The organism is Rouxiella sp. WC2420, assembly GCF_041200025.1.
In the GTDB taxonomy this organism is placed as follows: domain Bacteria; phylum Pseudomonadota; class Gammaproteobacteria; order Enterobacterales; family Enterobacteriaceae; genus Rouxiella.
Window position 1 is genome coordinate 3,195,652 of the sequence record NZ_CP165628.1, and the last position, 12,146, is coordinate 3,207,797.

A 12,146-nucleotide genomic window follows, 5' to 3' on the forward strand; every position below is an offset into this window, starting at 1 on the left:
AGCGTGCTCCTTGTTTTAAAAAAGATTAAAGCCAGACTTCACCGTGCTCATAGCGCAACGCCGGTTGATAGTCTTGAGCCAGCCAGATAGGCCCGTCCAGATCGACGCGTTCGGACTGTACCGCTATGGGCAGCGCAGCTTCCATCGCCAGCGAAGAGCCCAGCATGCACCCGACCATCACCCGCAGGCCAAGTGCCTTGGCTTCGGTGACCATCGCCAATGCCTCAGTCAGCCCGCCACACTTGTCGAGCTTGATGTTAATCATCTCGTATCGGTCACGAAGTGCTGCAATATCTGAACGCTGGTGGCAACTCTCATCGGCACAGACAGGGATCGGATGCAAACAACGCACCAAGTCTGCATCTTGCCCCGCAGGTAATGGCTGTTCGATCATCGCAATATTAAATTCTTGTAGCGCATGGAACAGGCTTTCGAGGTCCAGACCATGCCAGGCCTCATTGGCATCAATCACCAGCGTGACATGTGGAGCCGCATCGCGGATAGCCGCCACTTTCTCGATGATCTGCTCGCGATCGAGTTTTATTTTCAGCAGTTTTGCACCGCGCGACACGGCATCGGCGGCAACTTTCGCCATATTTTCCAGCGTATCGAGACTGAGGGTTTCTGCCGTAATCACGCTGTCAGGTGCTTGCATTTCAAGCAGTTGCCAAACTGACTTGCCCTGTTTTGCAGCATCGAGACGCCACATTGCACAATCGAGGGCATTACGGGCAGAACCGATCGGCAACGCCTGCTGTAAAGCTTCGCGGGATAAACCGGCTTCAACCTGAGCGCGGACGTTTTCCAACTGCTCGCACACGCTGTCTGCCGATTCCTGATAACGCGCCGTCGGCGTGCATTCTCCCAACGCAACAAACTGACCCTCGGTCAGGGTCACGCGCACCACCGTTACCGCAGTGCGCACACCGCGAGAAATGGCAAAAGGACGGGCCAATGGCAGCTCGATGGTCTGGAAATCCATCTTGATCATAAGCCACGGTCCTTGATTGATTGCGCCAGCTCGCTGATACCAAAACGCACCGGATCGGTGGCAGGAACACCAAACTCACGGCTGATTTCTGCCAGCGCCGCTTTGGCTTCTGCTTCGTCAACTCCAGAGGTGTTCAACGAGAAGCCCGCCAGTTTTACGTCTGGATTTGTCAGGCTGGCGGCCGCGAGGTTGGTATCCACACACTGCTTGAGGGTCGGCATAAATTGATGAGGTAAATGACGCATATGTTTGCGCCCCAGCTCGTGACACATGACCAGCAGATGTGCCTGTGCGCCGTGGATCAGGCCCATGCTGACACCAGCGAAAGACGGGTGATAAAGCGATCCCTGTCCTTCAATAATGTCCCAGTGGTCCTCTTCATTGGCAGGAGAGAGTGATTCCACCGCGCCAGAAATAAAGTCGGCAATGACTGCATCGATTGCAATACCCGCGCCTGCAACCAGCACGCCAGTCTGGCCGGTAGCACGGAAATCAGCTTTCATGCCGATCTCACGCATCGCTGATTCCAACGCCAGTGAGGTGTACATTTTGCCGACCGAACAGTCGGTGCCAACGGTCAGAATGCGTTTGCCGCTGCGTTTTTTACCGCTGCCGACATCCAGTTCCGGGCGCATGTGGCGCACGTCGAACAGCTGCACCTGGTGCTCTGCGGCTAATTCCACCAGCTCAGGGATCTCATTCAGGCCCTGATGCAGGCCATTTGCCACATTAAGACCCGCGCGGATAGCGGTTTTGATTGACTCAATCCAGTGTGCTGGCAGCTTGCCGCCTGCGTTGGCCGTGCCCAATACCATGGTTTTTGCACCACGCGCTGTAGCCGTGGCGATATCCATTTCTTCCAGACCGAGCGATACGGAATCGGTCGCCAGACGGATCTGGCCCACACAGGACTCAGGGCGAAATACGTGAATACCGCGCGCCGTTTTTGCCGCCAGCGGGTCCATCACATCACCTAAGAACAGCAGATACGGCATCGGGATTTGTTGCATGAGTTTCTCTCGTCAATTGTTGTAGGGGTAGCAACCGATGTTGCCTGACCTAATGACTATTTCATGACGGGGAGAATGCGGCGAATACTTGTTTGGCGGGGGGGTATAACTTTAGGTTATAGGGGGAAAAAGCGCCTCGCGGCGCTTTCAGGCCAGCGTCAAGGTAAAAGGCTGACCAACTAACAAATGCTGGATCTCGGCGCTAAGCCCTTTATCGGTAATTATATCGGTCATATCAGCCAACGGGTTGACGCAAAACAGTGAGTAAGCCCCGTATTTACTGCTGTCAGCCAGCAATACCCGACGTCGCGCATTTTCAGACAAGCCTTGCTTGATGCCGGCTTTTTCTTCTGTAGGTGTGGTGATCCCTTTCTCCAGACTCCACGAATTACAGCTGATAAAAGCGACATCGGGATAAATGCTTCTCAACAATCTGCGGCCATGTTCGCCGACGCAAGACTGGCTGCTGTCGTCGATGCGCCCACCAATAATAGTCACTTCAATCTGCTTAAATTCGGATAAAAACAGTGCAATACGTAAATCCGCGGTGATGACTCGCAGCGGATAATGAGTCAGATTACGCGCCAACTCAAGCATGGTGGTACCCGCATCAAGGACCACGGCATCGCCCGGTTTAACCATTGCGGCAGCAACTTGGGCTATAGCCTGCTTTTCGGGCAGGCTAAGCTGCAGCTTTTCGTTGGTAGTCGGTTGGTTTGGGATAAAACGATTAAGCGTGACGCCACCGTGGCTACGGCTAATCACGCCTTGCTCATCAAGTTTTATCAAATCACGGCGAATGGTCGCCGGAGATGCCGTGATAGCGGCAACCAGTTGTTCAACAGTGACCAGATTATGACTTTTCAGATAGTCCATAATCTGATCGAGGCGGCTTTGTCCGGTCAACGTGATTCCTTTTTTCCCTGCGCCACTGGCGTTTTATTACGCCAATTGTACGGCTAACTGAATTGAGATGGCCATGCTCTCAGACTTGGCTTTTCCTGTCCATGCAATATCAAACGCCGTACCGTGATCGGCGGAGGTGCGAATAAACGGCAGGCCCGCAGTAATGTTTACGCCGTCGTAGAATCCCATGAGTTTCAAAGGGATATGCCCTTGGTCATGATACATTGCCACCACGATGTCATACATGCCTTCATAGGTTTGCAGGAACACGGTATCCGGCGGACACGGGCCGGTCACGTTAATCCCGCTGGCTTTCATTTTTTCCACCGATGGCCCAACAATTTTGATCTCCTCATCGCCGAATAAACCGTTTTCACCCGCATGAGGATTGACACCCGCCACCGCAATGCGCGGATTTTGATAGCCGACACGGCGCAGGAAAGTATCTGCCATCTGAATCACGGTTTCTACACGTTCATGATTAAGCGTATCGAGAAACTTGCGCAGGGCTATGTGTGTTGTAACGTGAATGACTTTCAGTTTCTCGGTGAACAACACCATCGCATAGTCACGGCTATGCGTCAGTTTCGCCAACAACTCAGTATGCCCCGGATAAATATGACCAGCAGAATGCAGCGCCTCTTTATTGAGCGGCGCGGTGGCGATACCCTGAACCTCGCCAGCCATCGCAAGCTCGGTGGCACGTTTTACGCAACGATAGGCAAGATCACCCGCTTCTTTTTGTACTTTCCCGGGAACAAGCGCTTCAGGATTTGCCAGCGGCTCATCAATAACGTTAATCACTCCGGGCGCGAAACTTGCTTGAGAAACTTTATCGATAATGCGTAGTTCCGCGGCCGGCGTGATGCCCAATGCCAGGACTCGACGCAGAGTGGCGGCGCAGCCAACGACCACGGCAGGTGTTCCAGACAACTCACCTTCAGCCAAGGCTTTAATGATGATTTCAGGGCCAATACCGGCAGGATCACCCATGGTTACTGCGATAATTTTAGTCACTCAACTTCTCCTCAATAAAGCGTAAAACGTCAAATAGTGTATTTTCAGCGCCGAATCCGCCCGCTTTAGTCATTACTGGCAGCCGCTGAAACTGGCTATCGAGCAAATATCCCCACGGAACGCAACCTGCAATCTGCCCTTTAATCTCAAAACCGGTGGCACCCAGTGCGCGTGCAACGGCCAATGCAATATCACCGCCGGACAAAAAAAGTCCGCCGGGCATAACCGGAGAATCCTCAAAAACCTGCTGAGTAAGTTGCCCGAGAAACGCAGCAATGCGCTCTCCCATTTGTGAGCGACTGATTTTTTTTTGCTGGCAAAACATAGCGACTTCCTGGCGCTGCTGGCCGTTCTGGCAGGTGCTCACGATGCAGTGTTTACCCTGCCCCATCGCGCGACAAATTTGAGCGCACAGTGTTGGCAACAGCCTTTGTGCATCAGGAGAAAACAGCTCAAGGATGTCAATATCAATGACCGTCGTCGGTCGATGCTGGCACGCAAAGGCAATCTGGCTGGCGGCGGTTTCACTCATCGAACCGATCACCGCCAGTGCCGGTGCGGTTTCACTCCCGACAACTGTTGCAGAAATCTCTCGAACACTAAGGCAGTGCTCCGCCAGCGCGTGACTCAATCCCGAAGCCCCGACCAGCAGCGGTCTGAACGGCAGGCTTTCTGCCGCCTTGACGATGAGTGCCAGGTCAGCGGACGTGTGACTATCGACAATCACCATACGCACGCCAGAGTTTGCCAGCGCAGCAAGGCGCTGCGAAAAGTCAGCGGATCGCAGTGCATCCAGGGAAATATGATGCTGACGAAGAGTGGTTTGTTCGGCAAAGCATTCACCGACACTGGCCGTATTGACTGGCGTTTTTGGGTCTGTGGCGAACTCGGTATCAGTCAGCAGACAGCCATTGACGTAGCAGTAACCACCCGTCACGATGCGCCCCAACTCTGGCACTGCCGTAGCTACTATTGCCAATCGACAATCAAGAGCATTCAGAGCAGCTTCGGTTTCTGCTCCAGGATTCCCCCGCAGCGTTGAATCCATTTTTTTGAATACCCAGCTGCTGTCTGATAGCCCTGCTAGGGTCGACTGAATAACTTTAGTTACCCTGAGCGCAGCCTGGATCGGCATTAATGCCCGACTGTCGGTGCTATAAATCTGGGCCTGACCAGCAATAGGTTTATTTTCTGCAACATCAAATTGCACACAAACCTTTAAACCTCTGCCTACCAACGCCACTCCAGTATCATTAGCCCCGGTAAAGTCATCCGCTATCACCAGCATCTGAGGTGGGATCGGCAGTTCGGCAATTGTCACTATTTCAGCCATCATGGCTCCGCGATGAAGTGTGTCAGATTAACTTGCTCGATCATGATTATATTCAATCACAGTTGATTATATGTGAGCAACATCAAATTATTCAACTTCAATATTATTGATAAATTCTCCTGTTGATTTGAAGACTGTCGATTTTCAATGATTAAATTCACTCTTACCAAGACTGCGTGCCGTCGATCATGACCTGTTTTAAAGGTTTCGATTTACGAAGTTCAAAGCATGGAGTCAATTTATATAAGGAGCAGAAAGCAAGAAGCCCCGCATTGATTATTATCAACTCGAGGCCCTGGTTTAGATTCATCGCCCGAACTTCGGGCTGGCTTTTTTAATGATAAAAAAGGCAGAGCCACTGGCCCTGCCTTTGAGATTACCTTTTTCAGACACAGATAGGGGTAATACGATGACTCTTAAGCGTTTTAAACCTTAGAAACGGTAGGTCAGAGAAACGGTGGTCACGTCTTTCTTGTTGCCGCCCAGTTTAGCGCTGTCGCTGTTGCTCAGAGTGTTGATTTTGTAGTCAACGTAGGTGTACATGTTTTTGTTGAAGTAGTAGTAAGCACCTACAGAAACGTATTTATAAAGGTAAGCATCGCCCACACCCTCTACGTCTTTCGCTTTGTTGGTCACATAACCCAGCGATGGGCGGAAACCGTTCAGGAACTGGTACTGGGCAACGGCTTCAAAGATCTGCGTTTTGTTGGCATAACCAGAGATACCATTGGCGGTGATGCTGGTTTGTTTGTGAGTTTGTTCAACCATGGTGGCCAGATAAATCTGGTTGGCGTCGTATTTAACGGCCGCTGACCATGCAGAAGCTTCGCTGCCACCGCCGATGGCCGCCGCAGACTGAGCATTGGTGCGGTCAGAACGTGAACCGGCGATAACTGCCGCAATACCCGTGCCGCCAATATCTTCGTAAGTCAGAGATGCGCCGTAACCGTCGCCATTTGAGCGGCTGTTAGGACGGGAAGTGCTGCTGGAGCTGGTTGCTTCGTTTTTTGCCTGGTACTGCAAGGCAAGGTGCAAGCCGTCAACCAGGCCAAAGAAGTTCTTGTTACGATACGTTGCCAGGCTGCTTGAACGACCGACCATGAAGTTATCCGTGTTAGCCGAGTCACCGCCGTATTCTGGCAGCATGTCAGTGTAACCGATAGCATCGTAAACCACGCCGTAGTTACGGCCGTAATCCAATGAACCAAACTTGGCAAATTTCAGACCGGCGAAACCGAGACGGGTTTTATTGCCGCTCTGTGCGTCCGAGCCTTCGGAGTTAGCCAGGCTGTTTTGATATTCCCACTGGCCATAACCCGTCAAAGTATCGCTAATTTTAGTTTGGCCTTTAAAGCCGAAACGCATGTATGAACCGTCACCATTATTGCTTTTATTGTCGCTGAAATAATGTTTGCCATTCACGCGGCCATACAGGTCTAACTGGTTGCCATCTTTGTTATAAATTTCTACGGCATTCGCCCCAGTGGTTACAACAATTAAAGAGACCGCTACGGCCAAAACACTGCGCTTCATCATTATTTAAGTTCCTAGAATTTAGGTATAGGTTTCCCGTGCCAAATTTTAAATATCAGGCTGCGAGTTTCTTAATATTTATAATTGATGCTATCTGTAAATCGATTTGAACCTTAGCACTAAGCACGAAAAGTTAAAATGGAAAAGTTCGGTTCAATTGGTCAAAATTAAGTAAAGATATGTAACAAAAAGTGTATTTTTAATTGTTGTAACTCACTGATTTTATGCAGTTTTCGCATAACCAATTGCACCAAAACAGTGCAATGCCATTTTATGCCACAAAAAGCTTAAAGAACTGTGTTTTTACTGTGCTGTATGCCACGTTTTTTAAAGCATTTTTTTCTGTTAACAATCGTTAAAAAAATTAAATGAGAAATAGATCACCTGCCTTCAAAAAGTGCATAGCAGAGTAATTGTTTTGTATTCATTAGGTGGCTATGCAAATTAACGAGTAAACAATATTGTTATTGGTATAAGTCATATTTTTTAACTTCAGTAATAGTGTAAAAAATAAAGCCAAATATTAAATCACTTTATTTAGATCATAATTACCAGAGTTATTAAACTGAACAATGATAGGCAAGTTGAAATTTCGAATTTGTTCGAATAATAGACAATTCGGGCGGCATTGCTATTAACACCAGGCAGAGAAGTGAGGGGCATAGGGGAAAAAATGGCGCCTGGCTCGCTAGCTCACGAGTTTTTCAGCGCCTGGAAGGGATTTTTTATTCAACTGCAGGAAACTGGCCTAACTGCATAAATAGACCAAACCAGTCCTCCAGATGCCAGGTTGAAGTGATTCGCTCACCGTTCAATTGATGGAACTCATGCAACCGAATGCTGACAAATTTACCGGTCGGCTCAATCCCCATGAAAATCCCTTTGTGCGTACCGGTAATTTCAGCACGAACTGCAATCTGCCCCGGCACCTGTAGCAAATCGTGAATGACGATTTGTACATCCGGGAAGGCAGCAATAAACCCTCTAATAATTGGCTTGAGTCCTTCCGGGCCCGCAGCCTGGCCGGGAGCAAGGGGAATGTCCTCCCAGTCCGGCGTCACGGCTTCATCAATCAAGTCGGGATTATGCAGGCTGAAGGCCTGATAAATGGTTTCAACTGCGATGCGCTCTTTTATGAGACGATTTGTTATCTCTTGATTATCTGACATCTCTCTGTTCCTCTAACTTATGGCGTTTTAATGTGATTAATCTGGGGTACGCAGCCAGTATCCCATTCGGATCAGCAATAATTGAAATAGAAAAACCATATAGAGGAATATACGTTTTATGGATTTTAAGGGCTTGGATCTCAATCTGCTGGTCGCTTTTGATGCGCTGATGGAAGAACGAAACGTCACCCGCGCAGCCATAAAAGCGGCGGTCAGCCAACCCGCAATGAGCGCTGCACTTTCAAGGCTGCGCACGCATTTTGCCGACCCGCTGTTTATTCGCAGCGCCTCGGGGCTCCAGCCCACTGTCCGGGCGAAAGAGATTGGCCAGCACGTTTCACGCGCGTTGAGCGAACTCAGTAACCTGTTGGCCAACGGCGAAGCATTCTTTCCACAACATAGCAGCCTCTCCTTCACACTGGGAATGCCCGAGTACGCATTGATGGTGCTATTGCCCAGTATAATGAAGGCTGTCAATCTGCAGGCACCGGGCGTGACAATTCATGTACGCACATTTATCGACCGCGATGAGTCGGTGGCTATGCTTGATAGCGGCAAAATTGACCTGGTGATCGGCATTGCACCCACACAAACTGAAAGCAGAATATTTTCTCGGCCGTTATTCAGTGATGAATTTGTCACTCTGGTTCGCAGAGACAGCGAGGCGGTTCGAAATGGCATGACATTGGAAACCTATCTCGCAATGCGCCATGTTTTGGTCTCACCGGAAGGCCATCATTTTGGACTGGTCGATGAACGGCTAAAAGAGTTGGGTCTGAGTCGGGAACTGCGGCTGACGTTGCCCACTATGTTTGCTGTCACAGAAATTGTTAAGCACACCGATTTTGTTGCAACGGTTTTAAAACGCAGTGTTTTGCTCAACTATCTGGATGAAGATATCTTAATGCTGCAACCGCCGCTTAGTCTGCCAGAAATACAGTTTCACCTTTTCTGGCACCGACGCTCAAATGAAAGCCACGCGCAACAATGGCTGAGAAAATTGATTTGTGCGCAATGCAATGAGTCGAGCTGATTATTTGCAGCCGAGGTGCTAACTGCGCCTTCGGCTGCAAACGTTTCTTCTAGCTCGGAGCTCTAAACTGCGCGGCATGCAATGCGGCATAACGCCCGGCTTTCGCCAACAATGCCTGATGAGTACCCTGCTCTATTATTCCTTCTTTATCGACGACCACAATACGGTCAGCATTTTGGATGGTCGCCAAACGGTGCGCAATGACCAGCGTGGTTCTCCCCTGCGCAAGCTCGGACAGCGACTGCTGTATCGCCTGCTCAGTGGCGGTATCCAGCGCTGAGGTTGCCTCGTCGAGGATCAGGATCGGGGGATTCTTGAGGAAGATGCGGGCAATGGAGAGCCGCTGCTTCTGCCCGCCGCTAAGCTTGACACCTCGTTCACCAATGATGGTCTCCATGCCCTGCGGCAGCTCGGCGATCATTTCATCGAGACGCGCCCGCCTGGCCGCTTCCCAGATATCAGCATCGCTGGCATCGAGTCGTCCATAAAGAATGTTTTCACGAATGCTGCCGCCAAACAGGAAAACGTCCTGCTGCACGATGCCAATGTTATGGCGCAACGAGCGCTGAGTCATATCGCGAATATCGACACCGTCGATAGTGATAGCGCCACTATTAATATCGTAAAAACGCGGTAGCAAAGAGCACAGCGTAGTTTTACCCGCGCCTGACGGGCCGACAAAAGCCAGTGTTTCACCGGCTTTGATTCGCAGATTAATGCCGTCAAGAATAGTGCTGGCAGGCGTGTAGCCAAATACAACGTCGCGATAGCAGATATCGCCGTGTAAATGTTCCATCTCGACCGCGTCGGGTTTATCGACAATATCCGGTGCCGTATCGATTAGTTGAGTAAAGCGCTTAAAGCCAGCGATACCTTTCGGATAACTTTCCATTACCGAGGTAATTTTCGCCACCGGGCGGAAAAATACTTCTACCAGCAGCAAGAAACCGACAAAACCGCCATAGCTCAGAGACCCATTCACCACATACCAGGTTCCGGCAATCATCACCACCAGCTGCACCAGTCGCGTACTTAAATAACTGAGAGTAATGCTGGCGGTCATTATCCGATAGGCGCGAAGTTTGGTATCGCGATAGTTACTGTTGTCGCCGGCAAACAGTTTCTCTTCATGCTGTTCATTGGCAAAGGCTTTTACCACGCGTATGCCGCCAATACTTTCCGCAACGCGGGCGTTAAAGTTGCCCACCTGTCCGAACAGGCGTCGCCAGGTTTCCGTCATCTGCGCACCATAACGTCCTACCAACCAGCCCATAAACGGTACGATAATAATAGTCATCAACGCCAACTGCAGATGCACCGTAGCCATCAGGATAAACGCGCCAATAAAGGTCATCACGGCAATAAACAGATCTTCCGGCCCGTGGTGCGCTATCTCGCCGACTTCTTCAAGGTCTTTTGTGACGTGAGTAATGATATGCCCGGTTTTGGTATTGTCGTAATAACGAAAAGACAACTTTTGCAGATGATTAAACGCCTGCTCGCGCATATCGGTTTCAATGCCAACCCCCAGTGCGTGTCCCCAATAATTGACGATTGCCATTAACGCCGTATTGAGCAGATAAATAAACAGCAGCACGACGGCGGCGGTAAGGATAAGTACCCAATCGTGCGCGGGCAGCAGCTTATCGATAAAAAGCTTTACCGCCATCGGGAAACCCAGCTCCAACAAGCCACCGAGGATCGCGCAGCCAAAGTCGAGGTAAAACAGCTTCTTATAAGGAGTGTAATAAGAGAAGAAACGGCGGAGCATCATGCATCCTTAAAATAGAAAATGAGTTTTCCGGGTAGTCTGCTCTTCAACCTCAAGAGCGCCTGCCCCACATACAGATCCTTATCAATATCGAAATCGGAAACGATACGCATCCATTCTAAATGAAAATAATTATCAATATAATTATTATCTCTGGTCTAGACCACGATGCACCGAGTTAGCTGCTTTGACTGCACTAAAAAAAACCACATTGTTTGCTGGGAATTTTAAAAATCCCAAACTGTGAAATTAATACAATCACTAAATTAAAATTTCGCTTAATAAGCGTTATTCACCTCGGTTAAATTGTATTTTTGGCTAAGTTCCATTATTTGGGATTGATGAAAACTGGCATATTCTTTGCAACTATTTTTCAGGTTAATTGAGAGTTGCGGCCAGTTATTAACGCCAACCGTCATTATCAATGAGCCGCCAACTTAGCTTGAATTCTGGCTGTATTCCAGGGAGTGTTATGAGCAAAATAACTATTGCTACCGTCGCCATGCCCGCGGTTTACGATAAACAGCAAAATATGCGTCGTATGATTAAAGAATTAAATCAGGCTGCCAGCGAAGGAGCCGATCTGATTGTATTTCCTGAGCAAAGTCTGCAAGGGTATTTATCCGACACGCTTAATTATGATTTCGAGAATGTTGCTTACCAGTTTGACCAAGCTGAAATAATACCGCAGGGTGAATGTATTGCTGTACTAATACAGGAAGTAAAGAAGCTTCAGGTCCACGCGGTAATAGGATTGACCGAAAGAGACGCCGAGCGCGCAGAAGTTTTATATAACTGTGTCGTGTTGCTGGGACCAGAAGGCGAAATTGGCCGCTATCGTAAAGTCCACCAGCCCGGCGATGAAAAGCATATTTATTATCCTGGCGACAACTTTCCGGTGTTCGCAACCAAAATTGGCCGGATCGGCATGCTGATTTGCTATGACAAGGTGTTTCCGGAAAGCACCCGCGAGCTGGCATTAAAAGGCGCCGACATTATGATTATGCCCACTGCATGGGGTTTGGCGGGCGATACCAAAGATCCGGAGCAGGATTATATGGTGGATACCTATACCCTGTTTGGCCGAGTGCGCGCGCTGGAAAATCAGTGCTGGATGGTTGAATCCAACCTGTTTGGCCCGCACGGAAAACTCAACTATCACGGGCACAGCCGCATTATTGATCCGCACGGAAAAATTATCGCCGATACCGGATTTGCCAGCGGTATCGCAATGGCTACCGTCGATGTTTCCGCTGAAATTATCAAGGCTCGCAGCGTCGCCTATATCGGCTATCACTTCCTGAAAGATTATGTCCCGGTTAATGCGCCGCCTTCCCCATTAACGGTTTCTCAACGCCACGTTAAATCTTCAAGGGAGTAATT

The 12,146-nt window shown here is 49.5% G+C and carries 10 protein-coding genes; 2 read left to right on the forward strand and 8 right to left on the reverse strand.

All coding sequences use genetic code 11. The features are described from left to right. Nucleotides 1-25 precede the first annotated feature (25 nt). From dgcA to AB3G37_RS14575, 7 genes are all read right to left on the reverse strand, one after another. Nucleotides 26-991 carry an N-acetyl-D-Glu racemase DgcA gene (gene dgcA / locus AB3G37_RS14545; protein ID WP_369788243.1) on the reverse strand — a complete coding sequence of 322 codons (966 nt, stop codon included), beginning with the start codon at nucleotides 989-991 and terminating at the stop codon, nucleotides 26-28. Beyond that, nucleotides 988-2,001 carry an N-acetyltransferase DgcN gene (gene dgcN, locus AB3G37_RS14550; protein ID WP_009635325.1) on the reverse strand — a complete coding sequence of 338 codons (1,014 nt, stop codon included), beginning with the start codon at nucleotides 1,999-2,001 and terminating at the stop codon, nucleotides 988-990. Before dgcN ends, dgcA begins: the two co-directional genes overlap by 4 nt. Nucleotides 2,002-2,148: 147 nt before the next feature. Beyond that, nucleotides 2,149-2,877: a DeoR/GlpR family DNA-binding transcription regulator gene (locus tag AB3G37_RS14555; protein ID WP_083836179.1), complete on the reverse strand. Its 729-nt coding sequence runs from the start codon at nucleotides 2,875-2,877 to the stop codon at nucleotides 2,149-2,151. Between the two features lie 66 nt (nucleotides 2,878-2,943). Further along, complete coding sequence (locus AB3G37_RS14560; protein WP_369788244.1) at nucleotides 2,944-3,924, reverse strand: D-threonate 4-phosphate dehydrogenase; 981 nt, start codon at nucleotides 3,922-3,924, stop codon at nucleotides 2,944-2,946. Next, entirely contained in the window at nucleotides 3,917-5,260 is a 1,344-nt protein-coding gene (locus tag AB3G37_RS14565) for a four-carbon acid sugar kinase family protein (RefSeq protein WP_369788245.1), read from the reverse strand. The genes AB3G37_RS14560 and AB3G37_RS14565 overlap by 8 nt, the downstream gene beginning before the upstream one ends. Nucleotides 5,261-5,689: 429 nt before the next feature. After that, nucleotides 5,690-6,793, reverse strand: a complete 1,104-nt coding sequence (locus AB3G37_RS14570) for a porin OmpC (RefSeq protein WP_009635321.1) — start codon at nucleotides 6,791-6,793, stop codon at nucleotides 5,690-5,692. 722 nt (nucleotides 6,794-7,515) lie between these two features. Next, the gene (locus AB3G37_RS14575; RefSeq protein ID WP_369788246.1) at nucleotides 7,516-7,959 is read right to left on the reverse strand and encodes an ester cyclase; all 444 of its coding nucleotides are present in this window, start codon (nucleotides 7,957-7,959) and stop codon (nucleotides 7,516-7,518) included. A gap of 118 nt (nucleotides 7,960-8,077) precedes the next feature. Here AB3G37_RS14575 and AB3G37_RS14580 point away from each other — a divergent pair, with 118 nt between their 5' ends. Further along, a complete protein-coding gene (locus tag AB3G37_RS14580; protein ID WP_369788247.1) occupies nucleotides 8,078-8,992 on the forward strand; it encodes a LysR family transcriptional regulator in 915 nt (304 codons plus the stop codon). 49 nt (nucleotides 8,993-9,041) lie between these two features. On the opposite strand, the gene AB3G37_RS14585 is transcribed toward AB3G37_RS14580, so the two are convergent. After that, nucleotides 9,042-10,763 (reverse strand): ABC transporter ATP-binding protein, encoded by a 1,722-nt coding sequence (locus AB3G37_RS14585; protein WP_369790967.1) that lies wholly within the window; start codon nucleotides 10,761-10,763, stop codon nucleotides 9,042-9,044. A gap of 472 nt (nucleotides 10,764-11,235) precedes the next feature. Here AB3G37_RS14585 and AB3G37_RS14590 point away from each other — a divergent pair, with 472 nt between their 5' ends. Then, entirely contained in the window at nucleotides 11,236-12,144 is a 909-nt protein-coding gene (locus tag AB3G37_RS14590; RefSeq protein WP_369788248.1) for a carbon-nitrogen hydrolase family protein, read from the forward strand. The last annotated feature ends 2 nt before the right edge of the window (nucleotides 12,145-12,146 follow it).